A 25,621-nucleotide genomic window follows, 5' to 3' on the forward strand; every position below is an offset into this window, starting at 1 on the left:
GGGCTTGACCCGAGCATCTCATGACCAGAAGCCTCCCGCGCTTCATCCTGCCTGAGATTCTCGGGTCTGCGCTTCGCTTCGCCCGAGAATGACGCCCGTCATCAGGGATAAGCCACCACCGGCAGCTTTTCCGCCAGCCATCCGCCCGGTCCGAGCATGCCGCCGCGCACCGCGACGATCTCGCGCCAGCCGCGGCCGGCGAGCTTGTTGCGCAGTGATGAGCTCAGCCCGCCCGAGCGGTCGATCAGGGCGATGCGCTTGGCGGGATGGTCGAGCCGCAATCCTGCCAGCCTGACCTCGAAGCCCGGCGTCTCGGCGTCGAGCGCGATCGCGCCCTGGGCTAAGCCGGTGTCGCGCCATTCCTCGGGCGTGCGGATGTCGATCAGGACGAGAGTTCCGGCTCGGGCGACATCATAGGCTTCGCGCGCCGACAGCGAGGCCGTCATCTGCCCCGAAACGAAATTGGCCGGGAGCGTGAAGCTCCCGGCCAGGAATAGCCGACGCGGCAGGCCGCGCGGGATCACTCAGCGCAATTCGGCGCAGAAGCGCTGGATGCGGCGGCAGGCCTCTTCCAGCTTCTCGTCCGAGGTGGCGTAGGAGATGCGGAAGTTGGGGCCGAGCCCGAAGGCCGAGCCGTGGACGGCGGCGACCGCCTCGTTCTCCAGAATGCCCATGACCAGATCCTCGTCGGTCTCGATCGTCTTGCCGTTCGGCATGGTCTTGCCGATCAGGGCCGAGCAGTCGGGATAGACGTAGAAGGCGCCCTCGGGCTTGGGGCAGACCAGGCCGCGGGTCTGGTTCAGCATCGAGACGACGAGGTCGCGGCGGCGCTCGAAGGCCTTCTTGAAGACCGGCAGGTGGTCCTGCGTGCCGTCCAGCGCCTCGACGGCCGCCCATTGCGAGATCGCCGAGGTTCCGGACGTCTGCTGGCCCTGGACTAGGTCCATGGCGTTCATCAGATGCTGCGGGCCGGCCGCGTAGCCGATGCGCCAGCCGGTCATGGCGTAGGACTTCGAGACGCCGTTCATGGTCAGCGTGCGGTCATAAAGGCCCGGCTCGACCTGGGCCGGCGTCACGAACTCGAAGTCGCCATAGACCAGGTGCTCGTACATGTCGTCGGTCAGCACCCAGACATGGGGGTGGCGCATCAGCACGTCGGTGAGCTTCTTCATCTCGGCGCGGCTATAGGCGGCGCCCGACGGGTTCGACGGTGAGTTCAGGATCACCCATTTGGTCTTGGGCGTGATCGCGCGCTCGAGCTCTTCCGGCTGGAGCTTGAACTCGTTCTCGATCTTGGTCTCGGCGAAGGTCGCCGTGCCGCCGCAGAGCGCCACCATCTCGGGATAGCTGACCCAGTAGGGCGAGACGCAGATGACCTCGTCGCCCGGGTTCAGCGTGGCGAGCAGGGCGTTGTAGATGACGTGCTTGCCGCCGGTCGAGACGATGACCTGGTTGGCCTTGTAGTCGAGGCCGTTCTCGCGCTTGAACTTGCGGGTGATCGCCTCGCGCAGCTGCGGGATGCCGGAGACCGGCGTGTACTTGGTCTCGCCGCGACGGATGGCGGCGATGGCCGCTTCCTTGATGTTGTCGGGCGTGTCGAAATCGGGCTCGCCGACGGAGAGCGAGATCACGTCCTTGCCCTGCGCTTTCAGGTCGCGCGCCTTCTGCGTGATGGTGATGGTCGCAGAGGGCTTCACGCGCTTCAGGGCGTCGGCAAGGAAGGCCATGGGAGGTTCTCCGGATTTCGGACAGGGCACGCCGTTTTGGCAGGCGCGGGCGTGGTTTAGGACTCATGAGGCCCCATCGCAAGCGAGAGTGCTTGATCAATCCCAGCAACGGCGCGAATTTGATCGTGATCGGGAGCATCTGGCGGGAGCGCTGGCGCGATGTCGGAGGAATGGGTCCGCAAGCATGGCTTCCAACTCGGCGTCGCGGGCTTCATCGGCCTGTGCTTCCTCTACGGTGTCGGCCGGGCGGGCTGGTATCGCTTCGTCACGGCGAAATCCGTCGAACCAGCACAGACCGACACCTGCGCCATGGGTTCGCTCGACGCGGCGGGATTCCGCAATCTGGTCGCGCGCATCGAACGCGAGGGCGAGAGCGGTGGGGGTGGTTGCGGCGATGCGAGTTCGCCCAACTCCTGTCTCAAGGATCTGCTGAAGCGGCGCATCGACGGCTATACGAGCGTCGCCGGGCCCGACATGGTCGGACGAATGATGGCGATGCATGCGGTGATGCGTGCCAACAAGGCGGTTCTGCTCTCGCAAGCGACGCTGCCGCCGCGCCCGACGCCGAGCTGGCAGATGTTCGAGTCCTATCGGAAGGCATTCCCGGATCGCGTCGAGAAGCCGCTGGTGAGGCGCGCCGAAACCTTCGTCTATGCGCTCGACCAGCGCGCGGTCGGCATGTCGGGGCCGGCGCTGGTCGGCGGCGGTTCCGGCCGTTCGGGCGCCTGGAGCTACGATACGGGCCGAACCGGTTTCCCGACCGGACTCTACGGCATCGCGGAGGTGGTGATTACCCTGTCGGACCCGGCGCTGCAGTATCCTCGGGATAGCGATTCGGGCGCCGTGGCCGAGGAGATCGGCTATACCGAGGCGGCCTGGAGTTCGCGAAAGGCCTATGAGGGGCTGGCACCGCGCTACCGGGCGCCGCTGCCGGCGAACTCCGTCTACGAGATTCCCTCGCTCTGCCCGCGACGCCCAGCCTGGCTCGATGTGCCGGCGGCTCCGACCCGGCCAGCGGGCGCGCTGAGCGAGGCCGAGCAGCGGCGCCGAATGTTCCAGTGGGCCGACCAGATGCGCAACCAGCCGGGCCGGCCCGTCACACCACCATGAGACGCGCGGGATTGGCCGGAAACGTGCATGATGACCAAACCGGCTGAGGGGCCCCCCATCACCAGCGCGCTTCGTCGCGCGGAAGGCATCGCGTGAAACTCAGGATCGGCTACGAGCTCGACTACGATTTCCCGCAACCGACGCCGCTGATCCTGCTGTTGAACGTGCATTTCAGCCGGTTCTCGGATCTCCAGACGCCCGACTACATGCGCATCCAGCCCTCCGTGCCGATCAGCGCCTATCGCGACAGCTTCGGCAACTGGTGCACGCGTCTGCTGGCGCCGCAGGGGCCGATGCGGATCACCGCCGATGCGGTCATCTCCGACAGCGGCCTGCCGGAAGCCTTCGACCGCAGCGCCGGCCAGGTTCCGGTTGAGCAGCTGCCGGAGGAGGCCATCGTCTTCCTGCTGGCGAGCCGCTTCTGCGATTCCGACCGCCTGCTCGATCTCGCCTGGGAGCTGTTCGGGCATACGCAGCCCGGCGCGCCGCGTGTCCAGGCGATCTGCGATTTCGTCAACCAGCGGATCGCCTTCAACTACAACGATGCCAGCGTGACCCGTACCGCGTCCGACGCCTATCGCGAGGGCAGGGGCGTCTGCCGCGACTACGCCCATCTCGCTGTCGCCTTCTGCCGGGCGATGAACATCCCGGCGCGCTACTGCACCTGCTATCTCGGCGATGTCGGCACGCCGCCGCCCTGGCCGCCGGGCGACTTCGCCGCATCCTTCGAGGCCTATCTCGAAGGCGGTTGGCAGATGTTCGACCCGCGCAACAATGTGGCGCGCATCGGCCGGGTGCTGATCGCGCGGGGGCGCGACGCGGCCGATGTCGCCATCGCCACGACCTTTGGGCCGAACACGCTGACGAGGTTCAGGGTCTGGACGGACGAGGTGGCGGAGGGGTGAAGCCAACCGCCCGTCATTCCGGGGCAGCGCTTCGCAGCGCCCGGAATGACGGCGCTCTGTGTTGACGCTTTTGCTCAGTCCCGGAACAACCGCGCTGCATCGGCCTTCTTGGCCCGCAGCGGCGCCTTGCGGGTCAGGCCCTTTTTCGCGGCTGTCGGCTGATCGTCATCCGCTTGCTCGGGTGTCGGCGGCACGATGACAGGGGTCGCTGGGACGGGCTTCTCCGCCGGCTTGACCTGCTCGGCCGGGTCGATCGTCTTGAAGCGGATCATTTCTTCTTCGGCCCGGCTGCCTTGGCGACGACGGCTGCGAAGGTCGAGGGCGCGGCGGCCGTGGTCTTCGGCTTGTCCTTCTTGGGCTTCTTGGCTTCGCGATTGCTGCGTTGTTCTTTTGCCATCGTCCGGCTCCTGTGGTTGAGCGGCGCGGGAATCGCGCCCTCGGTGATCGTAGGACGTGCGTCGGCGCTGCGATTCGTCAGGCTTGGCCCGGATCGCGAGCGGCGTTGGGATAAAGACTCCGGCGAGGGTCGATCATGGGGGCGGCTTTCGCCTGCCGCGGCCGGCCCGGCGGAACCCGGACCTCGTCATGTCGAAGCAGGCCACAAGCCTAAGGCAGAGCCGGCGGCGGCGCACGCGCTTTCTTGCGGCTCGCGAGGCTCGCCCACATCAACTTCGCAGGCTCTCCGACGCAGGAGGTTCGTCACGGCGGCGGCGGTCCAGCGGGCGCGGCCGAAACAGGGAAAGCCGCGTCGGTTGAGCCGGCGCGCGATGTCGGCTGGATCCTCGATTCCGACCGAATGAAGCTGGTCGATCAGGGCGCCGGCCGCCGCGATCAGGATGGCGTGGAGATCCCTGTCCAGCCGCCGGGCTTGCGCCGCCTCCGGTGCGTGCCGCGCCGGCTCAGCGCGCGATCCGGCCAAAGCTGGGCTCGACGTCATCTGGCGAAAGCATCACGGCATTGGCGTGTCCGCCTTCGGACAGAGCGAAGCGGATGGCCGCCTTCTTGTCACGAAAGATGCCTTCTGATTGCCCCTCGAGGTCGCGGGCGATCCAGAGGCCCGCCTGCGAGCGGCCGACGAGGAAAAGATGGCTCGCGCTGCCGAGCCGTGTCTGAAGCGGGCGATGCTGGCCCATGTCGTGCCGCGCCTTCAGAGCTGGGGTACGTGGAGCCAGGCGCGCAACGCGATCACGCCCACCACGACGAGCAGAAAGACGGCCAACATTGCCAGTTCCGCGAGCAAAGGGCCCGCGCCATCGATGCCGTTGGCGCGCGTCGTCCGCAGCGTGCCGTAGACGGCGCGCGCACGGCGAGCTTCTCGGGCATGCGGGATCTGGCGGCTATGGGCGGGTGCGACAAGCATGGTCATGAGAACCTCCATCGATGGAGGTGATGTAGGTTCGACCCGCGTAGGAATGCCATTCCGGGCGCGATGCGAAGATATAAGGGCAGCATAGGGATGTTGCGTCGCGGTTTCGGGCCTGCCATGGCTGCGCCGATGGACCGTTCACCTGTCGCCAAAAACGCGCCGATCGCGATCTATGTCGATGCCGATGCCTGCCCGGTGAAGCCCGAGATCTTCAAGGTCGCCGAGCGCCATCGCTTGCGGGTCTTCGTCGTCGCCAACAGCTTCATGATGCTGCCGCGCGAGCCCTGGATCGAGCGCGTCGTGGTGACGGATGGCTTCGATGCCGCCGACGACTGGATCGCGGAGCGGGTCGCACGCGGCGCGATCGTCGTGACCTCGGACATTCCGCTGGCCGACCGCTGCATCAAGGCCGGTGCCGAGGTCATCGGGCCGACCGGCAAGCCCTTCACCGAAGCCTCGATCGGCATGGCGCTGGCGACGCGCGACATGATGGAGGATCTGCGGGCGATGGGCGCGGCGAGCGGCGGCCCGAAGCCGTTCTCACCCAAGGATCGCTCCGCCTTCCTGCAGGCGCTCGACCTCGCGATCCAGCGCTTGAAGCGGGCAGGCTTCACAGCCGGCTGAGCGGCGAGGCATTTCCTGCAAGCGCTTTACGCAGAACGCTTTTCTCCCTAAAGCTCGCGCCAAGCCTGTCGCAGATCAGGCCGCCCGGGAGGAATTTCATGTCGTTGACCCGCCGCTCCACGCTCGGCCTGATGGCCGGCGCCGCTCTCGCTCCGTCGCTTGTCGCGGCGCAGAGCTTTCCGTCCAAGCCGATCACCATCGTCGTGCCCTATCCGGCGGGCGGACCGACGGATGCGATCGCGCGCTTCGTAGCGCAGGACCTGTCGGCTTCGATCGGCCAGAACGTCGTGGTCGACAACCGGGCCGGTGCATCGGGCGCGGTCGGCACGCGCGCGGTGGCGCATGGCGCGGCCGATGGCTACACCATCATCTTCGGCAACAACCAGACGCATGGGAACAACATGTTCCTGCTGAGGGAGCCGGGCTATGACGCGGTCAAGGATTTCGCGCCGCTCGCCGGCGTCGGCGCCTTCGAGCACGCCTTCGTCGTGCGCAAGGACCTGCCGGCCAAGGACATCAAGGAGCTGATCGCGCTCGCCAAGGCCGATCCCGACAAGCTCAATTATGGCTCGACCGGCGTCGGCTCCGGCTCGCATCTGGCGATGGAGCTGTTCATGGCCCGCACGGGCATCAAGATGACGCATGTGCCCTTCAGAGGGGCAGCGCCACTGGTGCAGGAGATCATCGGCGGGCGCATCGACATCGCCAATTCGACGCTGCCGAGCGTGCTCGAGCAGATCAATTCCGGCAATCTGCGGGCGCTCGCCTTGGCGAGCCCGGAGCGCAACCCGCGCGCCAAGGACATCCCGACGCTGCGCGAGCAGGGCGTCAGCAATGCCGACGCCGATTCCTGGGCAGCCTTCTTCGCGCCGGCCGCGACGCCGGCGCCGGTGCTCGACGCGCTCTCGCAGGCGATCCTGGCCTCGCTCGGCAAGCCCACTGTGACTGAGCAGATCCTGAAGCTCGGCTTCACGATGAAGCTGCGCGACCCTGCCGCGTTCCGGCCCTATCACCTCCAGGAGATCGCGACCTGGGAAGCGATCATCAAGGCCTCGGGCGTCAAGCCGGAGTGACACCGCGAGCTCACCGTCCGCAAACAACGCGGGCGGCGTTTTTCCAGGCTGCTTTCTTCAATACCGTGATCTTTAACCAATCGCGTTGACCTGACGCAAACGCCTGTAGGCGACAGTGGCGCCCGTGGCGATGCGGAGCGGCGACGGATGCTGGGCGGGACGGGTGAACTGGAGACGAGGCGAGCGTCGGCGATCGTCTGGGGCGCGATTCTCGGCGTGCTTGCCACCTGCCTGTTCGCAGTGCCGTTCACGCGGGTGACGATCGAGCCGCTGCCGTTCATGGCGCCGCTTTCCGTCGGCTTGGCGCTCGCCGGTGCCGGCTGGTACTATGGCAACCGGCGCTGCGAGCCGAAGCTCGCCGCTGCTTTCGACTGCATGGGCCAGAGCCTGGTGTTCCCGCTTGCCGCGGCGCTCGGCTCATATCTCGTGATCACGATGGGTTTTCCGATGCAGGACGCGGCCCTGCACCGACTCGATCTCGCCTTGGGGCTCGATTGGGTCGCCTGGCTAGGCTGGCTTGATCGCCACGCCTGGCTCGCCCCGCTCCTGACCTTCGCCTATAACAGCTACATGTTTCAGGGGTTGATCCTGACGCTGGTCCTGTGCTTCAGCGGCCACGCCATGGCAGCGCGCAGCATGATCCTGGCGATGCTCGTCGCAGGAGCCGTGACGGTCGTGATATCCGGCCTGCTGCCGGCGCTTTCGACCTTCGAATATCTCAAGCTCTCGCCGGCGGACTATCCCAATCTTCGCCCGGCGGCCGCGTTCATCCATTTGCGCGATCTGCTGGCGCTGCATGCGGGCGATGCCTTCGTCTTCGATACGACGCGGACGCAGGGGATCATCACCTTCCCGTCCTATCATGCGGCGCTCGCCCTCATCCTCCTCTTCGCGGGCTGGAGCCATCCGCTGCTGCGTTGGCCGTTCGTCGTGCTGAATATCGGGATGATCGTGGCGACGCCGATCGATGGCGGACACTACTTTGTCGATGTATTCGCAGGCTTGGGGATCGCTTGCGTCGCCCATGTCGTCGCCCGGCGTGTGTTGGCGCCGCGCCCTGCGGAACGCTACGAGCTGCGCCCGGCCGGCCAGTCGCAAGTCTTCGCCAAAACCTAAATCCAGCCGGTTGCGTTTGCGCCGGATGATGCGGGTTACGCGGTTGGCGCCCGGCCAAAGCGTGCCTATCTCGGAGGCGAGCGTTCAGCCTGCGGGAGCCCGGCCATGCGGATATCCACCCCCATCCTGACATTCGCCGTCGCGCTGGCGGCGGCGGCGCCCGTTGCCGCCCAGCAGCGCTTTCCGTCGAGCGCCGGTGAGCTTTCGGTCGAGACGGTGGCAAGCGGGCTCGAGAATCCCTGGGGCCTGGCCTTCCTCCCGGATGGGCGCATGCTGGTGACCGAGCGGCCGGGACGTTTGCGGCTGGTCGGCACGGATGGCCGGCTGTCCGCGCCGATCACCGGCGTCCCCAACGTGGCTGCGCGCGGGCAGGGCGGTTTGCTCGACGTCATCATCGATCCGGGCTTCGCGCAGAACCGGACACTCTACCTCTCCTTCTCGGAGCCGCGGGCGGGCGGCAGCGGCACCAGCGTCGCCCGTGCCCGACTGAACGAGCGTGGCACGGCGCTGGAAGGCACGAAGGTGATCTTCCAGCAGATGCCGACGATCAGCAGCACCATGCATTTCGGCTCGCGGCTGGTCTTCGACCGGACCGGCGCGCTCTTCGTCACGGTCGGCGACCGCTACAGCCAGCGCGACCAGTCGCAGAATCCGGCCAATCATATCGGCAAGCTGATGCGCATCCGCCCCGAGGGCGGCGCGCCGGAGGACAATCCGAAGATCGCGGGCTGGCAGCCGGAGATCTGGTCGATCGGCCATCGCAATGTGCAGGGCGCGGCACTGCATCCCGAAACCGGCCAGCTCTGGACGGCCGAGCATGGCGCGCGCGGCGGCGACGAGGTCAACACGCCCAAGGCCGGCCGCAACTATGGCTGGCCGGTGATCACCTATGGCATCGACTATTCCGGCGCGAAGATCGGCGAGGGCACGACCAAGGCCGGCATGGAGCAGCCGCTGTTCTACTGGGATCCGTCGATCGCGCCTTCGGGCGCGGCCTTCTACACGGGGGCGGTCTGGCCGGCCTGGAAGAATTCGCTCTTCGTCGGGGCACTCGCCGGCCAGATGCTGGTCAGGCTCTCGACACAAGGCGAGACGGTAACGGGCCAGGAGCGGCTGCTGGAGGGGCTGGGCCTGCGCATCCGCGATGTCCGGCAGGGACCGGATGGGTTTATCTACCTGCTGAGCGACGAGACCGAGGGCAAGGTGCTGCGTGTGCGGTCGGCGCGGTAGCCGTCATTGTCTCCTTTCGAGCCCTCATCCTGAGGAGCCGCCGCAGGCGGCGTCTCGAAGGATGCTCCAGGAGGATCCGCAGATATCTGGATCATCCTTCGAGACGCGGGCTTTGCCCGCTCCTCAGGATGAGGGCTCAGGAGACAAGCTGATTTTATACGATCTCAGCCAGCCGCGTGTCCTGCGACAGCACCAGGCACCAATGCGGCTCGAAATCGGCGCCGAGCGGCCAGATCCAGTCCTTGAAGATCTCCAGCAGGTGCGTCTGGTAGCGCTCGAACCAGGCCCGCTGGCAGAGCACGAACTTGGTCGCACCGACGATGGTTTCGCGGTCGATGACGCAGAGCGGAACGATGTCGGGATTGGCCTCGAGATAGGCCTGTACCGCGACCATCAGCGTCGGGTAGCCGGGGTGCAGCATGTCGTCGAGGACGATCAGCCCACCCTCGCTCAGACAGGCGGTGGCAAGCGCGAGGTCCTTGGACAGGGCGCTGCGCGAATGTTCGCCGTCGATGTGAATGAAGCGCAGCCGCTCGCCGCCGGCATGGGCGAGAAGATCGGAGGGCGCCATCATGCCGGCATCGCCCTTGATCGTCCTGCGGCGCTCCGGGCCGATGCCGTGCCTGGCGCAATTGGCCTCGAAGCGCTGCTCCACGCCCGGGTCAGGCCATGCGAAGATGTCGAGCGCGAGCCCGATCTCGCCCGGTTCCAGCGCATGGGCCAGCGCGATGAAGAAGCGACCCTCGAAGGCGCCGATCTCGGCGATCGGGCCGGCTACACCTTCCTGGGTCTGCAATCGCAGCAGCCTGGCGCAGATGGCGGCGGCGAAGCGCGAGGACATGCCGACGACGCGCTCATAGCCATCGGCGAGATAGGCCTCGACCTCCGGATGGCCGGGGGAGGGGATGTTGGCTTTCATGTCCTGCTTCATCCCCGAAAGTGTCCGCGAGTGTCAGGCGTCGATGCCGTTCTGGATCAGGCTTGGATCAGGTCTTGGCTCAGGTCTTGGCCTGAAAGATGAAGAATGCGCCTGCCGCGATCAGCGCGAAGCCGATGGCGTGGTTCCAGGTCAGGGATTCCTTGAGCCAGAACACCGAGAAGCCGGCGAAGACGGTCAGGGTGATGACCTCCTGCATGGTCTTGAGTTCGGCGGCCGAATAGACTGCCGAGCCGATGCGATTGGCCGGCACGGCCAGCATGTATTCGGGCAGCGCGATCATCCAGCTCGCCAGGATCGCGAGCCAGATCGCCGTGCTCTTGTAGCTGAGATGCCCATACCAGGCGAAGGTCATGAAGACGTTCGAGCCGACCAGCATGGCGATCGGCAGGACATGGGCGGTGGTGATCGAGGGCATTCTGGGACTTTCGCTTGGGCTTGGGTTGTGGGCGGCGGATGTTCTAGCCGAAGCGCAGCTTCATCATCACGATCAGCAGAACCAACACCAGCGTGAGCGCATTGGCGGCGATGACAGGCCAGGAGCCGATCTGCAGGCCGTAGCTCAGCCAGAGTGCCGTGCCAGCGGCAAAAAGAGACTGCGTCCAGAGCGAAATCGCGCGTGTATCGCGGGTGCGGATCGTGCGCCAAGCCTGGGGCAGCCAGCACAGGCTGGTCAGAGCGGCGGCGGCGAATCCGAGAATCTCGATGGCGACAGGCGACATGGACGGTTCCGGTTTGGACGGCACCCCCTCTTAATCGGATTCGCCCGCTGGCGCTGCCCATCTGCGATGGTTAACCTCCCTTAACTCCTGCGCCCTAGTTTCGCGTCTTTCATGCGATTCGGTGGAGACCATGCGCGCAACCACATTGGCCCTGCCCCTCATCCTGCTCGCCTCGGCTGCCTCGGCGCAGGCCGGTTTCCAGGCCTGCCTCTCGGGGCTCCGTTCCGACGCGGCCGCCAAGGGCGTTTCGACCGCGACCTTCGACCGCGCCATGGCCGGCGTCGAGCCGGACATGAAGGTGATCGAGGCGATGAACAACCAGCCGGAGTTCAAGACTCCGATCTGGGACTATCTGGGCACGCTGGTCGATGACGAGAAGGTCACTGAGGGGCGCAACATGCTGCGCCAGCATGCCTCGACGCTGGCCGCCGCCGAGCAGCGCTTCGGCGTCGATCGGCACACGATCCTTGCCGTCTGGGGCGTGGAGAGCGATTTCGGCAAGGCGCGGGGCAAGATGCCGCTGGTCCAGGCGCTCTCGACCGGCGCGTGTCTCGCGCCGCGCCGCAACGCCTTCTTCAAGGGCGAGCTGATCGCGACGCTGCAGATCATTCAGCGCGGTGATGTCCGGCCCGAGCGGCTGTTCGGCTCCTGGGCCGGCGCCTTCGGCCACACCCAGTTCATTCCCTCGACCTATCTCAGGCTCGCGGTGGATGGCGATGGCGACGGGCGGCGCGACCTCGTCGATTCGATTCCCGATGCGCTGCATTCGACCGCGAACTTCATGGACAAGGCCGGCTGGGTCACCGGCGCGACCTGGGGCTACGAGGTGCGCGTGCCGTCAGGCTATTCCGGCCCGACCGGGCGCAATCCCAAGCAGCCGGTCTCGTCCTGGGCGGCGCGCGGCATTATCAAGTTCGACGGTTCGGCGCTGAGCGGCTCGGGTAATGCCGGGCTGCTGATGCCGGCGGGGCGCGAGGGCCCAGCCTTCCTCGTCTTCAAGAATTACGACGCCGCCTACAGCTATAACGGCGCGGATTCCTACGCGCTGGCGATCTCGCTTTTGTCCGACCGCATCCGTGGCCGGCCGGGCGTGCAGGGCGACTGGCCGACCGACGATCTGCCGCTCTCGCGCGAGCAGCGCCGCGAACTCCAGCGCCTGCTGATCGCGCGCGGCTTCGATGTCGGCGAGCCCGACGGCGCGGTCGGCGCATTGACGCGGGCCGCGATCAAGCAGATCGAGGCCAAGATCGGCATGAACCAGACGGGGCGACCCGGCGAGAAAGTGCTGCGGGCGCTGAAGAGCGGGCGGGTCTAGCCTCCGCGTCATGCCTGGGCTTGACCTGGGCATCTCCGGCAGGAGACTCTCGGGTCTGCGCGGAGTTTATCCTTGGGCCGATCGAAGATCGGACCCGAGGGCTTTGCCCGAGAATGACGGAACCCATGACCCGCCGCCTGATCTCCACCGAATCGCCCTTCGAGACCGCCTTCGGCTATTCACGCGCGGTGATCGACGGCGATCTCGTCTTCGTCTCCGGCACCACCGGCTACGACTACGTCACCATGACGCTGCCGGAGGAGGCGGCCGAGCAAGCGCGCAACATCTTCCGCACGCTCGATGCCGTGCTGACGGAAGCGGGCTCGTCGCTGGCCCAAATCGTGCGGGCGCAGTATTTCGTCACGGATCGGAGCTATTGCGAGCCGGTCCTCGGCGTCTGCGGCGAGGTGTTTCGCGAGATCCGTCCGGCTGCGGGAATCTATGTCGTCGCAGGCTTGCTCAAGCCCGAGATGAAGGTCGAGATCGAGGTCACGGCGCGGTTGATGCGGCCCTGACATCGCGCCCGCGACGCTTGCGCCTCGCCGCGCCGCGCCCTAATCAGCCGCCACGACAGTCCAAGAAGCGGCGAGGCGACGACCATGGCGACCCACAAGCTCCTGATGCTTCCCGGCGACGGCATCGGCCCCGAGGTGATGGGCCAGGTCGAGACGATCGTGTCCTGGTTCGGCAAGCAGGGCCTCGCCTCCTTCGAAATCGAGAAGGGTCTCGTCGGCGGCGCGGCCTATGACGCGCACAAGCAGGCGATCTCGGAAGAGGACATGAAGCTCGCGGGGGAGGCCGACGCCGTGCTGTTTGGCGCCGTCGGTGGGCCGAAATGGGCGGATGTGCCCTATCAGCACCGCCCCGAGGCCGGGCTGCTGCGGCTGCGCAAGGATCTCGGCCTGTTCGCAAACTTACGCCCCGCGATCTGCTATCCGGCGCTGGCCTCGGCCTCGTCGCTCAAGCCGGAGGTGGTCGAGGGGCTCGACATCCTGATCGTGCGCGAGCTCACCGGCGGCGTCTATTTCGGCGAACCCAAGGAGATCGTCACGCTGGAGGACGGCAGCAAGCGCGGCATCGACACGCAGGTTTACACCACGCCCGAGATCGACCGGATCTGCCGCGTTGCCTTCGAGCTGGCGCGCACACGCCGCAACAAGGTCTCCTCGGCCGAGAAGCACAATGTCATGAAGACCGGCGTGCTCTGGAAGCAGACGGTCACGGCGCTGCATGCCAAGGACTATGCCGACGTCGAGCTCGAGCATGTGCTGGCCGACAACTGCGCCATGCAGCTCGTGCGCTGGCCCAAGCAGTACGATGTCATCGTCACCGACAACCTGTTCGGCGATATTCTGTCGGACGTGGCGGCGATGCTGACCGGCTCGCTCGGCATGCTGCCCTCGGCTTCGCTGGGTGCGGAAGATCCCGTCACCGGCAAGCGCAAGGCGCTCTACGAACCCGTCCACGGCTCGGCCCCCGACATCGCCGGCAAGGGCCTGGCGAACCCGATCGCGATGATCGGCTCGTTTGCGATGGCACTGCGCTATTCCTTCGGCGCGATCGAGGCGGCCGACCGACTGGAAGGCGCGATCGCCGATGTGCTGGGTTCGGGCACCCGCACCAAGGACATCGCGGCGCCGGGCGCCAACGCCGTCTCGACGACTGAGATGGGCACGGCAATCGTCAAGGCGCTGGAGGCGCGGGGCTGAGGCTTTGCCGCTATGGTCGGGCTTGACCCGACCATAGGCAGGAGGCCGCTTCGGAACGACATGCTCGGGGCAGGCCGAGCATGTCGGCGGCCACGGATTTCCCTCGCTGCCTCGTGAATTGTGTATGGCGCTCTCCCATGCGCTAGACTGCCGGCATCTGAAACGGAGCATGTCCGTCCGATGCTGATCAAGAACCGTCCTGGCTGGGAAATGCCCGAGAGCCAGGCCACGCCTGAATCCGTCTTCGTCACCCGCCGCAGCTTCATGGCAGGTGGTGCCGGCCTGATCGCGGGCAGTGCCTTGCCGCAGATCGCCGCCGCTCAAGGCGCTGACCCGACGCTGGATCTCTACCCGGCCAAAAAGAACGCCGCCTACACGCTCGACCGTCCCGTGACGGAAGAGAACCTCGCGGCCAACTACAACAACTATTACGAGTTCGGCACCTCGAAGGAGGTGGCTGCCTCGTCGAAGCGGCTGGTGTCGCGGCCCTGGACCATTGCCATCGACGGCATGGTCGAGAAGCCCTTCGAGATCGGCTTCGACGATCTCGTCCGCAAGCTTCCGCTGGAAGAGCGGCTCTATCGCTTCCGCTGCGTCGAGGCCTGGTCGATGGCGGTTCCGTGGACCGGCATTCCGCTGAAGGCCTTCGTCGATTTCGCCAAGCCGCTCTCCTCGGCGAAATACATCCGCTTCGAGACCTTCCTGAACCCGCGCATGGCGCCGGGTCAGTCGCAGCGCTGGTATCCCTGGCCCTATACCGAGGGTTTGACGATGGCCGAGGCCGGCAACGAATTGCCGCTGCTGGTGACGGGGATCTACGGCAAGCCGATCCCGTCGCAGCATGGCGCGCCGATCCGGCTGATTACGCCGTGGAAATATGGCTTCAAATCGGTCAAGTCGATCACCAAGATCAGCTTCGTCGCCGAGCGCCCCAAGACCTTCTGGGAGGGGCTGCAGGCCTCGGAGTATGGCTTCTGGGCCAACGTGAACCCGGAGGTTCCGCATCCGCGCTGGAGCCAGGCGAGCGAGCAGGTGCTGGGCACGCGCGACCGCCAGCCGACGCAGCTGTTCAACGGCTATGCCGAGCAGGTCGCAGGGCTCTACAAGGGGCTGGAGGGCGAGAAGCTCTATATGTGAGGGCGAATGCTACTGCCGCGGCCGTCTGGCGCGACCATCTGCGCTTCCGGTGCTCACGGACCGAAGTCCGTTCCGCTCCGGTTCTCGACGATCGCACCAGCCGACTCCCGGCAGCGCATTCGCCACAGCCGTTTTCGGCGGCAGGAGTAGCTCGGTGCCAGCCATGCCTCACTTCATCCTCTTCGAGACCGCGATCGGCGCCTGTGCGCTGATCTGGGAGGCCGATCGCATCATCGGGGCGCAACTGCCGGAGCATGATGCCGAGACGGCACGCCGGCGCCTGACGAAGCGCGCTCCCGACGCTCAGGAAAGCAGTGCCCCGCCGGCCTTTATCGAGGCCGCCAGGGCCGACATCGTGGCGCTGCTCTCGGGCGAGCCGCGTGATCTCTCGCATCTGCCGATCGACCTCACTGCCGTGCCGGCCTTTAATCGGAAGGTCTATGAGGTGGCGCTCGCCATCCCGCCCGGCGAGACGCTGACCTATGGTGAGGTCGCGCGCCGGATCGGCGATCCCGGCGCGGCACGGGCTGTGGGCGTCGCGCTGGGGCAGAATCCGTTCGCTCCGATCGTGCCCTGTCATCGGATCCTGGCGGCCGGCGGCAAGACCGGTGGATTCTCCGCCGATGGCGGCGTCGAGACCAAGCTGAAGATGCTGACGATCGAAAAGGCTCGCACGAGCTCGATGCCCGGCCTGTTCGATGCCCTGCCGCTGGCGGCACGGCCGCGCTGAGCGCAACGGGGAATCCGTAGGCCGTTCCGGCGCGTTGCTTATGCACCCGCTTCCCAATCTCCCTTCAACCGAGGTTCTCTTCATGGCTCCGTTCAAGCTCGCCATCATCGTCGGCAGCAACCGCAAGGCGTCGATCAACCGCAAGCTCGCGCAGGCGCTTGCCAAGCTCGGCGCTGCGTCGTTCACGCCGCATTTCGTCGAGATCGACGATCTGCCGATGTACAACCAGGATCTGGAGGCGGCCGCCTGGCCGGATATGGCGACCCGGTTGAAAGCAGAGATCGCGGAGGCCGACGCGCTGCTCGTGGTCACGCCGGAGCACAACCGTTCGATTCCCGCCGTGCTCAAGAACGCGATCGACTGGGCGGCGCGACCTTCCGGCAAGGGTGTCTGGGGTGGCAAGGCCGTGGCGATCATCGGTGCGAGCCCCGGCGGCGTCGGCACGGCCTGCGCCCAGCAGCATCTGCGCGACATCCTCGGCAATCAGGGCGCGCTGGTGATGGGCGGCCAGATGTTCATCACCTGGAAGGACGGGCTCGTCGATGACGCAGACGCCGTCACCGTCGATGCGACCCGCGCATTCCTGCAGAAATTCCTCGACAAGTTCGCCGCGCTGGTCGGGAAGCTGGCTGCGTAAGGGCGGAGCCCAAGCCAAAAAAAAGCCGGCGTCCCGTGAGGGAGCCGGCCTTGAAAGTTTGAAACATCCGGCGCAAGCGCCAAACATCTCAGAGGGGAACGGCTGAAACGAACTCGATGCCGGGAGGAGTTAGCAGAGCCCGTTCCGAACAACCGTGATTGCTATATCGGGCAGCACATGCCTTTTTGCAATGCAGCATAGCTTGGGTCCGCCATGCGCTATCTGCATGCGTCGTGTTCAATTGCTGCTATTTGAGCCTAAATCATTGATAAATATGCGCGTAGCGCAGTCGTCGAGACGTTAGCACGAGGCGATTTTGTTAAGATCGGCTCTGCCACGGAGCCTTTCCGAGCGTCGGCTGCCGCCTCGTCATGCATATGAAGGACGCGACCGGCGGATACCTTCCGCCGGTCGATTGCGTCGCGATTCCGGCCGCCGTTGTCAGTAGGTCCAGCGCTGGGCCTTCTGGATCAGGAAGTCGCGGAAGACCTGGACGCGCGCGACCGACTTCATCTCTTCCGGATAGACCAGATAGCTCTCGAGATGGGGCATCTCGGTCTCGCGCATCAGCTGCACCAGCGGCGAACCGGTCTCGATCAGATAATCCGGCAGCACCGCGATGCCGGCGCCCGAATCGACCGCCCGCTTCATCGCCGTGATGTTGTTGACGGTGAGGTGGATCGGGCGCGGGTTGCGGGCGTCCCGGCCGAGCGTGGCCAGTTGGTGCACCGCCGTCAGGTAAGACGGCGAGGTGCCGCCGAAGGTCAGCAGGCGGTGGTTGTCCAGATCCTCATGGCTCTTGGGTTCGCCGAAGCGCTTCACATAGGCCGGTGAGCCATAGACGTGGAAGTGGACGGTGAAGAGCTTGCGCTGGATCAGGTCCGGCTGCTGCGGCTGGCGCAGGCGAATCGCGATGTCGGCCTCGCGCATCGACAGGTCGAGTTCCTCGTCGGTGAGGATCAGGTCGACCTTGATGTCGGGGTAGAGATCGAGGAATTCAGCCAGGCGCGGCGTGAGCCAGTGCCCTCCGAGGCCGCGGGTCGCGGTGACCTTGAGTTCGCCCGATGGGTGCTCGCGCGTCTCGGACAGCTGAGAACGTGTCCGTTCGAGGCGTTGCGTCATCTCACGCGCGGCCCGCCACAGCAACTCGCCTTGCTCGGTCAGGATCAGACCGCGCGTATGGCGATGAAACAACGGCGCCCGGAGCTCGCGCTCAAGCGCGCCAATCTGCCGGCTGACGGCGGATTGACTGAGACCGAGAACATCGCCAGCTTTGGTGAAGCTGCCGGACTCGGCCACCGTATAAAAGATCCTGATGCGGTCCCAATCCACCGCTGTCCCCCCGTTATGCGTTTCACGCATGTTGGGGACTAAAGCGATGGAACGTCAACGCCTGCGTAGCAAGACAGCGCTGTTTTCGCACTGAATCTGGTTACTAAACCCATCAGATTCTGTGATGGATTGCGGATCCGCTCTTATTCCGCCGCCTTCAGGTGCTCAAGCTCGTTGGCCTGCAACCAGCGCTCGGCGTCGAGCGCGGCCATGCAGCCCATTCCGGCTGCGGTCACGGCCTGACGGTAATGCTCGTCGGTGACGTCTCCTGCGGCGAAGACGCCGGCGATGTTTGTCTCGCTCGTGCCCGGCGTGACGTCGAGATAGCCGGTTTCGTTCATGGCGAGCTGGCCAACAAAAAGTTCGGTCGCGGGCTTGTGCCCGATGGCGATGAAGACGCCATCGGTCTTCAACTCGCTTTCGGCGCCGGTCTTGAGGTCGCGCAGGCGCAGATGGGTGACGTTGGGGGGCTGCGTGCCGCCGCAGATCTCAGCGATCTCGCTGTTCCAGACGACCTCGATCTTGGGGTGCTTGAACAGGCGATCCTGCATCACCTTCTCGGCGCGCAGGCCGTCGCGGCGATGCACCAGCGTGACCTTGGCGGCGAGATTGGCGAGGTAAAGCGCCTCCTCGACGGCCGTGTTGCCGCCGCCGACGACGACGACCTCCTTGTTGCGGAAGAAGAAGCCGTCGCAGGTCGCGCAGGCCGAGACGCCGAAGCCCTGGAAGGTCTGCTCGGAGGGCAGGCCGAGCCATTTGGCCTGGGCGCCGGTGGCGATGATGAGCGCGTCGCAGGAATAGGTCTCGGCGCCGTCGCCCCAGAGCCGGAACGGGCGCTGCGAGAGGTCGACGCGGGCGATGTGATCGGAGACCATGCGGGTGCCCATGTGCTCGGCCTGCGCACGCATCTGCTCCATCAGCCAGGGACCCTGGATGACGTCGGCGAAGCCGGGATAGTTCTCGACATCGGTCGTGATCATGAGCTGTCCGCCGGCCTGCATGCCGGAGATCAGCACCGGTTCCATCATGGCCCGGGCGGCGTAGATCGCGGCGGTGTAGCCGGCCGGGCCCGAACCGATGATCATCACGCGGGCATGGGTGTGGGCCATGATCTGAGTTCCTGTTCCTGCAGCCTTGTCACATACGATGCCGGTGCGCCGATGCAAGCGTAGCCGACCTCAAGATCAGGCGAGATCGAGCTGCTGCCTGTGCATAAGCCAACGTTGCCTCAGGGCGTCGGCGATCGCTTGTGTCGAATCGACCGGCTCGTAGCTGGTGCCAGCGAGACGCCCCTCGAAGTGATGCACAGCGCCTTGCGCTTTGAGCGCTTCGAGGAATTTCGCCAGCTTGCCATGGCCGCCATGGGGCTCGAAGACCAGGATCGGTGCGCCCGTCGCCGTCGCCTCGCCAATCATGTTGGTTGAATCGGCCGTGGCGACGATGGCGTCGGCATTGGCGAGCAGCGCGACATAGGGGTTTTCGCCGCTGCCGTCCCACCACCAGCCGCCATGGCGGGAAAAGACCGCAGCCACCGCCCTGTCGAGCTCGGGCGTGGTGCGTCGCGAGCGCGAGCCCATCAGCGCCACGCCGGAGCGGGCGAGCGCGTCGAGCCGCTCCGTGAAGCGGGCGATGTCGTCGGGCCGGAAGCGGTGATGGCGGCTGTCGCCGCCGACCAGCACGGCGACACGGGGAGAGGAGAGGGCTGCGATAGCAGCCGGCGGGTGTTGCCTCGCCTGCGCCAGCCGCTCGGGTGCGAGCCGATGCGGTGAGGTCGTCGTGACCAGCACGTTTGGCCCGCGCAGGCGGTCATGTTCGGCCACCCAGATGAAGTCGGCCGCGCCGGCGCCGGTGCGCGGGTCCTTCAAGATGACGGTGAAGGTGCGCCCGTTCGAGGCCTTCTTGACCGCGCGGACGTAAGGAACGGCGCGCCGCCCCGAGGCGATCAGGATGTCGGGGAAGGGCGGGCGGATCGGGCTGTCTCGACGTTCCGGCCCTTCGTGCGGATCGATCGGCCCGCGCGGCATCAGCCAGGCCCAGGGCTTGCGCGGCGCGACGCGCCTGATCTCCGGCACGACGCCCAACCGTTCGGCAACGCCTATGCATTGGGGCTCATCGCCGGCTTTGCCGTCGGTCAGCGTCCAGATGGTCGGCAGGATGTCTGCGGGCGAGGAATCGGCAGGCAAGGCGGTCTCCGTGGCGCGGCACATGCCTTGTATCGCGCGGTGCCGACGTCTACACCAGCGCGACCTTTCTCCGGGGCCCCTTGTGCGATCCAAACTCGACGATATCGACGCGGCGATCCTGCGCGAGCTGCAGGCCGACGGACGCATGACCAATGTCGAGCTGGCAAGCCGGGTTGGAATCTCGCCGCCGCCCTGTCTGCGGCGGGTGCGCGCGCTGGAGGAGGCCGGGTTGATCACCGGCTACCGCGCCCAGCTTGATGAAGGCAAGCTGGGGTTCGATGTCGTCTGCTTCGCTTTCGTGCATCTGGCGAGCCAGGCCGAGGCCGATCTCGAGGCGTTCCAGGCGCGGATCCGGGCCTGGGCGGCCGTGCGCGAATGCTGGAAGCTCTCGGGCGACATCGATTTCGTGCTGAAATGCGTCGCGCCCGACCTGAAGGCCTTTCAGGATTTCGTCGGCGAACTGACCGGACTGCCCAATGTCCGCAATGTCCGCACGGCGCTGGCACTCGACCGGGTCAAGGACGAGCCGATCGTGCCGTTCGAGTGAGCGGATGGGCCTTGTTCGCCTCGCATGCGCCGAGGATCTTCCCGCGATCCTGTCGCTCTATGCCCAATTGAATGGGGGCGACGCTCTTCCAGATGCGACGTCGGCCGGCGAGACTTGGCGTCGCATTCTCGCGAGCGAGATGATGAGCGTTCATGTCGCCGATTTCGAGGGTGCCGTTGCCGCGACCTGCGTGACGATTATCGTCCCAAACCTGACCCGCAGTCAGCGCCCTTTCGCATTGATCGAGAACGTTGTGAGCGATGTGAAACTTCGCGGCCGCGGCCTCGGCAAGGCAGTGGTCCAGGCGGCGATCACGCATGCCTTCGCACAGGACTGCTACAAGGTGATGCTGATGACGGGACGCAGCGATCCAGCCGTGCTCGGTTTCTACGAAGCCTGCGGGTTCGAGCGTGGCAAGACGGCTTTCCAGATCAGGCAGCCCGCTCACCCGCCGAGATAGCGCTTGATCCAAAGCGAATTGTTCTCGATCAGCGCGGCGACGCGGCGCTGATCGACATCGGGCCGGTACCAGGCCCCGCCCGAGCCGGAATCGACGACCGAGAGGATCGGGAACGTCTGCAGCACCTCGCCGCGCGGGCCGAGCACCGTGATCTCGCTGTCGAAATTGTCGTTGCTGCCACCACCGCCCGTCGGCTTGCCGCCGCCGCTGCCGCCGGCGAAGCTCGACAGCCAGACGCCCTTGACGAGGACATGGAGCGTCGCGCCCTGGCCGCGCCGATAGAGTGGGCCAAGCGTTTCGGCGAGCTGGCGCTCCATCGCGACGCGGATGCGGTCTGCGTTCTCGCCCCAGCCCTGCCGGGCGATGAGCGAGGTATCGACGCGGATCGCGCCGATGGTGCGGGCCTGGGCGAGGGCGGACGTGACGAGCGGCGGCGAGAAGGCAAGCGCTGCGCCGGCCAGTCCCAGCGAGAGGAGGTTTCGACGCGTCGTCATCGGCTTGCTCCAGCGATCCTGCCGAAGATGTAATCCTCGCCTCGTCTTTGTCCAAGGGCCGGCCTTTGTAGCGCTCGTCATGGTCGGGCTTGTCCCGACCATCACCGTCTTCGTCCATCGAGAGCGGTGTTCAAGACGTGGATGCTCGCCGCAAGGGCGAGCATGACGGTGTAGGCCGGTCTATGGAGAAGCCGGTTGTCTCAGCGGAAGACGACGCTGACGACCTCGTAGGACTTGCCGCCGCCGGGCGTGTTGACCTGCACGGAATCGCCGACCTTCTTGCCGATCAGCGCGCGCGCGATCGGCGAGCCGATCGAGACCTTGCCGGACTTCACATCCGATTCCGGTTCGCCGACGATCTGGTAGTTCTTCTCTTCCTCGGTGTCGTCGTCGATCAGCTTGACCGTCGCGCCGAACTTGATCGTGTCGCTGCCGGCGAGCTTGGAGATGTCGATGATATCGGCCCGGCCGATCAGAGATTCGAGCTCCTGGATGCGGCCTTCATTGAGAGCCTGCGATTCCTTGGCGGCGTGATATTCGGCGTTCTCCGAGAGATCGCCATGGGCGCGCGCCTCCGAGATCGCCGCGATGATGCGCTGGCGCTGCACCTGCTGGCGATCCTTGAGCTCGGCCTCCAGAGCGGCAAAGCCGCCGGCGGTCATCGGAACCTTTTCCATCGTCTCGTCCCATCATCCGAAAGCGGGTGCGCACCGGCAGCTGCTTTGCTGCCCGCGCCCCGCTTCCTGTCGTTTGTAGAACTTCGTCGGCGCCGCGCTTTTCAGGCTGCGCGCACGAAGTAGGATTGCAGCGACCGTACTTCGAGATCGCCGCTGCAATAGGCCTTGATGCCTTCCGCAGCGGCGATCGCTCCGGCCAAGGTGGTATAATAGGGGACCTTGTGCAAGAGGGCCGTTCGGCGAAGGGAGCGCGAATCCACCAGCGCCTGCGGACCGTCGGTTGTGTTGAAAACGAGCTGGATTTCGCCGTTCTTGATCGCGTCGACAACGTGGGGGCGGCCCTCCAGCACCTTGTTGATCTTCGAGGCCGGGATGCCCTCCTCCTGGAGGAGGCGCAGCGTGCCGCCGGTCGCCAGCACGCGGAAGCCGAGATCGGCCAGAATCCGGACGCTTTCGACGATGCGCGGCTTGTCCTGGTCACGCACGGAGACGAAGACGGTGCCCTTGACCGGGACCTTGGAGCCGGCGCCGAGCTGGCTCTTGGCGAAGGCGATGTCGAAGGAGCGGTCGAGCCCGATGACCTCGCCGGTCGAGCGCATCTCGGGGCCAAGCAGCACGTCGACGCCGGGGAAGCGGGCGAAGGGGAAGACGGCTTCCTTGACGCCGACATGACCAAGCGGCTCGGCCTTGAGGCCGAAGCTCGCCAGGCTCTCGCCGGCCATGATGCGCGCGGCGATCTTGGCGACGGGGATGCCGACGACCTTGGCGACGAAGGGCACGGTGCGCGAGGCGCGCGGGTTCACTTCGAGCACATAGATGTCGCCGTCCTTGATGGCGTACTGGACGTTCATCAGCCCGCCGACGTCGAGCGCCAGCGCCATTGCGCGGGTCTGGCGCTCCAGCTCTGCGATCATCGCGGGCGAGAGCGAGCGCGGCGGCAGCGAGCAGGCCGAATCGCCGGAATGGATGCCGGCCTCTTCGATATGCTCCATGATGCCGGCGATGAAGGCGTCCTTGCCGTCGGCCAGGCAGTCGACATCGACCTCGATCGCGTCCGAGAGATAGCGGTCGAACAGCAGCGGGTTCTTGCCGAGCACCGTGTTGATCTGGCCGGTCTTGTCGTTGGGGTACTTGGCCTTGACCTCGGAGGGGATCAGCGAGGGCAGGGTGCCGAGCAGATAATCCTCGAACATGGCCTCGTCGCGGATGATCGCCATGGCACGACCGCCGAGCACATAGGACGGCCGCACGACGAAGGGCAGGCCGAGCTCGGCCACGATCATGCGGGCCTGCTCGACCGAATAGGCGATGCCGTTCTTCGGCTGCTTCAGATGCAGCTTGTCGAGCAGGCGCTTGAAGCGGTCGCGGTCCTCGGCGAGGTCGATCGCGTCAGGCGAGGTGCCGAGGATCGGGATGCCGGCCTGTTCCAGCGCATTTGCGAGCTTCAGCGGTGTCTGGCCGCCGAACTGGACGATGACGCCGTGGAGCGTGCCGTTCTGCTTCTCGGTCTCGAGGATCTCAAGCACGTCCTCGGCGGTCAGCGGCTCGAAATAGAGCCGGTCGGACGTGTCGTAGTCGGTCGAGACGGTCTCGGGATTGCAGTTGACCATGATGGTCTCGTAGCCGGCATCGCGCAGCGCGTAGCAGGCATGGCAGCAGCAATAATCGAACTCGATGCCCTGGCCGATGCGGTTGGGCCCGCCACCGAGAATGACGACCTTCTTCTTGTCGGAGGGGCGCGCCTCGTCGGCGGCCTTGCCGGCGAAGGGCATGGCGTAGGTCGAGTACATATAAGCCGTCGGCGAGGCGAACTCGGCGGCGCAGGTGTCGATGCGCTTGTAGACGGGGCGGACGTCGAGCGACTTGCGCAGCGCTTTGACCTCGGCCTCGGTCTTGCCCGCGACGGCAGCGAGGCGCTTGTCGGAGAAGCCCATCGCCTTGACCTGCCGGAAGGCGCCCGGCGTCTGCGGCAGGCCGAATGTGCGCACCTTCTCCTCGGTGTCGACGATGCCGCGCATCTGTTCGAGGAACCAGGGATCGATCTTGCAGCTTTCGTGAATCTGTTCGTCGGTGAAGCCGAAGCGCATCGCCTGGGCGACCTGCAGGATGCGGTCGGGTGTCGGCGTCGAGAGCGCGGCCTTGATCGCGTTCTTGTCGTCGCCCTTGCCCATGCCCTCGACCTCGATCTCGTCGAGGCCGTCGAGCCCGGTTTCAAGCGAGCGCAGCGCCTTCTGGAGCGATTCCTGGAAGGTCCGGCCGATCGCCATGGCCTCGCCGACCGACTTCATCGCGGTCGTCAGGGTCGGCTCGGCGCCGGGGAACTTCTCGAAGGCGAAGCGCGGAATCTTGGTGACGACATAGTCGATCGTCGGCTCGAAGGACGCCGGGGTCGCGCCGCCGGTGATGTCGTTCTCGATCTCGTCGAGCGTGTAGCCGACGGCAAGCCGCGCCGCGACCTTGGCGATCGGGAAGCCGGTCGCCTTTGAGGCGAGAGCCGAGGAGCGTGAGACGCGCGGGTTCATCTCGATGACGATCATCCGGCCGGTCTCGGGGTCGACCGCGAACTGGACGTTGGAACCGCCGGTCTCGACGCCGATCTCGCGCAGCACCGCCAGCGAGGCGTCGCGCATGATCTGGTATTCCTTGTCGGTCAGCGTCAGCGCCGGCGCCACCGTGATCGAATCGCCGGTGTGGACGCCCATCGGGTCGATGTTCTCGATCGAGCAGACGATGATGCAGTTGTCCTTTTTGTCGCGGACAACCTCCATCTCGTACTCCTTCCAGCCGAGCACGCTCTCCTCGATCAGGACCTCGCTGGTCGGCGAGGCGTCGATGCCGCGCTCGACGATGTCGATGAACTCGCCCTTGTTGTAGGCGATGCCGCCGCCGGTGCCGCCCATGGTGAAGGAGGGGCGGATGATCGCCGGCAGGCCGATGTCGTCGAGGGCATCGAGCGCCTGGCCCAGCGTCTTGATCTGATGCGAGCGCGGCGTGTCGAGGCCGATCTTGGTCATCGCGTTGCGGAAGAGTTCGCGATCCTCGGCCTTGTCGATGGCTTCCGCGGTCGCGCCGATCATCTCGACGTCGAATTGCTCCAGCACGCTGATCTTGCTGCCGTCGGGTTGAACGATCGACTTCTTGTTGAGCGAGAGCGCGCAGTTCAGCGCGGTCTGGCCGCCCATGGTCGGCAGCAGGGCAAAGCCGCCGGGGAGCACGTTGCGTTCCTTCTCGATGATCTTGGCGACGATCTCGGGCGTGATCGGCTCGACATAGGTCGCGTCCGCCAGATCCGGATCGGTCATGATCGTGGCCGGGTTCGAATTGACCAGCACGATGCGGTAGCCCTCGGCCTTCAGCGTCTTGCAGGCCTGGGTGCCGGAATAGTCGAACTCGCAGGCCTGGCCGATGATGATGGGGCCGGCGCCGATGATCAGGATGGTCTTGATGTCTGTGCGCTTGGGCATGGGGCTCGGCTTTTGTCTCGGGCAGGCGCACGCCAACTGCCGTCCGATCGAGCGAGCGGGCCGGTGCGAGCGCCTGAGATGAATGCTAGGCGCTCGCTATAGAGGGGAGGAGCGGCGGGGGGAAGC

29 protein-coding genes are annotated in these 25,621 nt (G+C 66.0%); 14 read left to right on the forward strand and 15 right to left on the reverse strand.

Going from position 1 to position 25,621, the window contains the following annotated elements; all coding sequences use genetic code 11:
- Window positions 1-101 precede the first annotated feature (101 nt).
- On the reverse strand, window positions 102-524 hold the full coding sequence (locus AC1DYU_RS07980) for a rhodanese-like domain-containing protein (RefSeq protein ID WP_476791156.1): 423 nt from the start codon (window positions 522-524) through the stop codon (window positions 102-104).
- Window positions 525-1,727, reverse strand: coding sequence for a pyridoxal phosphate-dependent aminotransferase (locus AC1DYU_RS07985; protein ID WP_476791157.1), 1,203 nt, complete (start codon window positions 1,725-1,727; stop codon window positions 525-527).
- Between the two features lie 159 nt (window positions 1,728-1,886).
- On the opposite strand from AC1DYU_RS07985, the gene AC1DYU_RS07990 reads away from it, so the two are divergent.
- Both AC1DYU_RS07990 and AC1DYU_RS07995 read left to right on the forward strand, forming a co-directional pair.
- Window positions 1,887-2,837 carry a hypothetical protein gene (locus AC1DYU_RS07990; RefSeq protein WP_476791158.1) on the forward strand — a complete coding sequence of 317 codons (951 nt, stop codon included), beginning with the start codon at window positions 1,887-1,889 and terminating at the stop codon, window positions 2,835-2,837.
- 92 nt (window positions 2,838-2,929) lie between these two features.
- Window positions 2,930-3,742 (forward strand): transglutaminase-like domain-containing protein, encoded by an 813-nt coding sequence (locus AC1DYU_RS07995; RefSeq protein WP_476791159.1) that lies wholly within the window; start codon window positions 2,930-2,932, stop codon window positions 3,740-3,742.
- A 74-nt stretch (window positions 3,743-3,816) separates the two neighbouring features.
- Here AC1DYU_RS07995 and AC1DYU_RS08000 read toward each other — a convergent pair whose 3' ends face one another.
- The 4 genes from AC1DYU_RS08000 to AC1DYU_RS08015 form a co-directional block, all read right to left on the reverse strand.
- Window positions 3,817-4,014, reverse strand: coding sequence for a hypothetical protein (locus AC1DYU_RS08000; RefSeq protein WP_476791160.1), 198 nt, complete (start codon window positions 4,012-4,014; stop codon window positions 3,817-3,819).
- Window positions 4,011-4,139 (reverse strand): hypothetical protein, encoded by a 129-nt coding sequence (locus tag AC1DYU_RS08005; protein WP_476791161.1) that lies wholly within the window; start codon window positions 4,137-4,139, stop codon window positions 4,011-4,013. Before AC1DYU_RS08005 ends, AC1DYU_RS08000 begins: the two co-directional genes overlap by 4 nt.
- Window positions 4,140-4,641: 502 nt before the next feature.
- Entirely contained in the window at window positions 4,642-4,875 is a 234-nt protein-coding gene (locus tag AC1DYU_RS08010) for a hypothetical protein (RefSeq protein WP_158484610.1), read from the reverse strand.
- A gap of 14 nt (window positions 4,876-4,889) precedes the next feature.
- Window positions 4,890-5,108: a hypothetical protein gene (locus tag AC1DYU_RS08015; protein ID WP_476791162.1), complete on the reverse strand. Its 219-nt coding sequence runs from the start codon at window positions 5,106-5,108 to the stop codon at window positions 4,890-4,892.
- Window positions 5,109-5,237: 129 nt separating this feature from the next.
- Here AC1DYU_RS08015 and AC1DYU_RS08020 point away from each other — a divergent pair, with 129 nt between their 5' ends.
- From AC1DYU_RS08020 to AC1DYU_RS08035, 4 genes are all read left to right on the forward strand, one after another.
- Window positions 5,238-5,732, forward strand: a complete 495-nt coding sequence (locus AC1DYU_RS08020; protein WP_476791163.1) for a YaiI/YqxD family protein — start codon at window positions 5,238-5,240, stop codon at window positions 5,730-5,732.
- Window positions 5,733-5,830: 98 nt separating this feature from the next.
- Window positions 5,831-6,805, forward strand: coding sequence for a Bug family tripartite tricarboxylate transporter substrate binding protein (locus tag AC1DYU_RS08025; RefSeq protein ID WP_476791164.1), 975 nt, complete (start codon window positions 5,831-5,833; stop codon window positions 6,803-6,805).
- Window positions 6,806-6,952: 147 nt separating this feature from the next.
- Entirely contained in the window at window positions 6,953-7,921 is a 969-nt protein-coding gene (locus tag AC1DYU_RS08030) for a phosphatase PAP2 family protein (RefSeq protein ID WP_476791165.1), read from the forward strand.
- A 105-nt stretch (window positions 7,922-8,026) separates the two neighbouring features.
- Window positions 8,027-9,151: a PQQ-dependent sugar dehydrogenase gene (locus AC1DYU_RS08035; protein ID WP_476791166.1), complete on the forward strand. Its 1,125-nt coding sequence runs from the start codon at window positions 8,027-8,029 to the stop codon at window positions 9,149-9,151.
- 154 nt (window positions 9,152-9,305) lie between these two features.
- Here AC1DYU_RS08035 and AC1DYU_RS08040 read toward each other — a convergent pair whose 3' ends face one another.
- The 3 genes from AC1DYU_RS08040 to AC1DYU_RS08050 form a co-directional block, all read right to left on the reverse strand.
- Entirely contained in the window at window positions 9,306-10,070 is a 765-nt protein-coding gene (locus tag AC1DYU_RS08040; protein ID WP_476791167.1) for a class I SAM-dependent methyltransferase, read from the reverse strand.
- 79 nt (window positions 10,071-10,149) lie between these two features.
- A complete protein-coding gene (locus tag AC1DYU_RS08045; protein ID WP_158484624.1) occupies window positions 10,150-10,506 on the reverse strand; it encodes a DMT family protein in 357 nt (118 codons plus the stop codon).
- A 43-nt stretch (window positions 10,507-10,549) separates the two neighbouring features.
- Window positions 10,550-10,810: a SemiSWEET family sugar transporter gene (locus tag AC1DYU_RS08050; RefSeq protein ID WP_476791168.1), complete on the reverse strand. Its 261-nt coding sequence runs from the start codon at window positions 10,808-10,810 to the stop codon at window positions 10,550-10,552.
- 130 nt (window positions 10,811-10,940) lie between these two features.
- Between AC1DYU_RS08050 and AC1DYU_RS08055 the strand changes: the two genes are divergently transcribed.
- From AC1DYU_RS08055 to AC1DYU_RS08080, 6 genes are all read left to right on the forward strand, one after another.
- Window positions 10,941-12,125, forward strand: a complete 1,185-nt coding sequence (locus AC1DYU_RS08055) for a lytic murein transglycosylase (protein ID WP_476791169.1) — start codon at window positions 10,941-10,943, stop codon at window positions 12,123-12,125.
- A gap of 125 nt (window positions 12,126-12,250) precedes the next feature.
- A complete protein-coding gene (locus AC1DYU_RS08060; protein WP_476791170.1) occupies window positions 12,251-12,640 on the forward strand; it encodes a RidA family protein in 390 nt (129 codons plus the stop codon).
- Window positions 12,641-12,724: 84 nt separating this feature from the next.
- Entirely contained in the window at window positions 12,725-13,834 is a 1,110-nt protein-coding gene (gene leuB / locus AC1DYU_RS08065) for a 3-isopropylmalate dehydrogenase (RefSeq protein WP_476791171.1), read from the forward strand.
- Window positions 13,835-14,014: 180 nt separating this feature from the next.
- The gene (gene msrP / locus AC1DYU_RS08070) at window positions 14,015-14,971 is read left to right on the forward strand and encodes a protein-methionine-sulfoxide reductase catalytic subunit MsrP (protein ID WP_476791172.1); all 957 of its coding nucleotides are present in this window, start codon (window positions 14,015-14,017) and stop codon (window positions 14,969-14,971) included.
- A gap of 163 nt (window positions 14,972-15,134) precedes the next feature.
- Window positions 15,135-15,701: a methylated-DNA--[protein]-cysteine S-methyltransferase gene (locus AC1DYU_RS08075; RefSeq protein ID WP_476791173.1), complete on the forward strand. Its 567-nt coding sequence runs from the start codon at window positions 15,135-15,137 to the stop codon at window positions 15,699-15,701.
- 82 nt (window positions 15,702-15,783) lie between these two features.
- The gene (locus AC1DYU_RS08080; RefSeq protein ID WP_476791174.1) at window positions 15,784-16,338 is read left to right on the forward strand and encodes an NADPH-dependent FMN reductase; all 555 of its coding nucleotides are present in this window, start codon (window positions 15,784-15,786) and stop codon (window positions 16,336-16,338) included.
- 441 nt (window positions 16,339-16,779) lie between these two features.
- Here the strand turns inward: AC1DYU_RS08080 and AC1DYU_RS08085 are convergent, their stop codons facing one another.
- The 3 genes from AC1DYU_RS08085 to AC1DYU_RS08095 form a co-directional block, all read right to left on the reverse strand.
- Window positions 16,780-17,670 carry a LysR family transcriptional regulator gene (locus tag AC1DYU_RS08085; RefSeq protein ID WP_158484637.1) on the reverse strand — a complete coding sequence of 297 codons (891 nt, stop codon included), beginning with the start codon at window positions 17,668-17,670 and terminating at the stop codon, window positions 16,780-16,782.
- A gap of 143 nt (window positions 17,671-17,813) precedes the next feature.
- Window positions 17,814-18,779 carry a thioredoxin-disulfide reductase gene (gene trxB, locus AC1DYU_RS08090; protein ID WP_476791175.1) on the reverse strand — a complete coding sequence of 322 codons (966 nt, stop codon included), beginning with the start codon at window positions 18,777-18,779 and terminating at the stop codon, window positions 17,814-17,816.
- 75 nt (window positions 18,780-18,854) lie between these two features.
- Window positions 18,855-19,877 carry a mitochondrial fission ELM1 family protein gene (locus AC1DYU_RS08095; RefSeq protein WP_158484641.1) on the reverse strand — a complete coding sequence of 341 codons (1,023 nt, stop codon included), beginning with the start codon at window positions 19,875-19,877 and terminating at the stop codon, window positions 18,855-18,857.
- A gap of 58 nt (window positions 19,878-19,935) precedes the next feature.
- Between AC1DYU_RS08095 and AC1DYU_RS08100 the strand changes: the two genes are divergently transcribed.
- Both AC1DYU_RS08100 and AC1DYU_RS08105 read left to right on the forward strand, forming a co-directional pair.
- On the forward strand, window positions 19,936-20,400 hold the full coding sequence (locus tag AC1DYU_RS08100) for an Lrp/AsnC family transcriptional regulator (protein WP_158484643.1): 465 nt from the start codon (window positions 19,936-19,938) through the stop codon (window positions 20,398-20,400).
- Window positions 20,330-20,860, forward strand: coding sequence for an N-acetyltransferase family protein (locus AC1DYU_RS08105; protein ID WP_476791176.1), 531 nt, complete (start codon window positions 20,330-20,332; stop codon window positions 20,858-20,860). Before AC1DYU_RS08100 ends, AC1DYU_RS08105 begins: the two co-directional genes overlap by 71 nt.
- Here AC1DYU_RS08105 and AC1DYU_RS08110 read toward each other — a convergent pair.
- From AC1DYU_RS08110 to carB, 3 genes are all read right to left on the reverse strand, one after another.
- Window positions 20,845-21,354: a hypothetical protein gene (locus tag AC1DYU_RS08110; protein ID WP_476791177.1), complete on the reverse strand. Its 510-nt coding sequence runs from the start codon at window positions 21,352-21,354 to the stop codon at window positions 20,845-20,847. The genes AC1DYU_RS08105 and AC1DYU_RS08110 overlap by 16 nt on opposite strands.
- A gap of 200 nt (window positions 21,355-21,554) precedes the next feature.
- Window positions 21,555-22,031 (reverse strand): transcription elongation factor GreA, encoded by a 477-nt coding sequence (gene greA, locus AC1DYU_RS08115; RefSeq protein ID WP_158484649.1) that lies wholly within the window; start codon window positions 22,029-22,031, stop codon window positions 21,555-21,557.
- A gap of 101 nt (window positions 22,032-22,132) precedes the next feature.
- Window positions 22,133-25,495 carry a carbamoyl-phosphate synthase large subunit gene (carB, locus tag AC1DYU_RS08120; RefSeq protein ID WP_476791178.1) on the reverse strand — a complete coding sequence of 1,121 codons (3,363 nt, stop codon included), beginning with the start codon at window positions 25,493-25,495 and terminating at the stop codon, window positions 22,133-22,135.
- Window positions 25,496-25,621: the final 126 nt, after the last annotated feature.

It is taken from the genome of Allobosea sp. P2_B12, assembly GCF_056404835.1.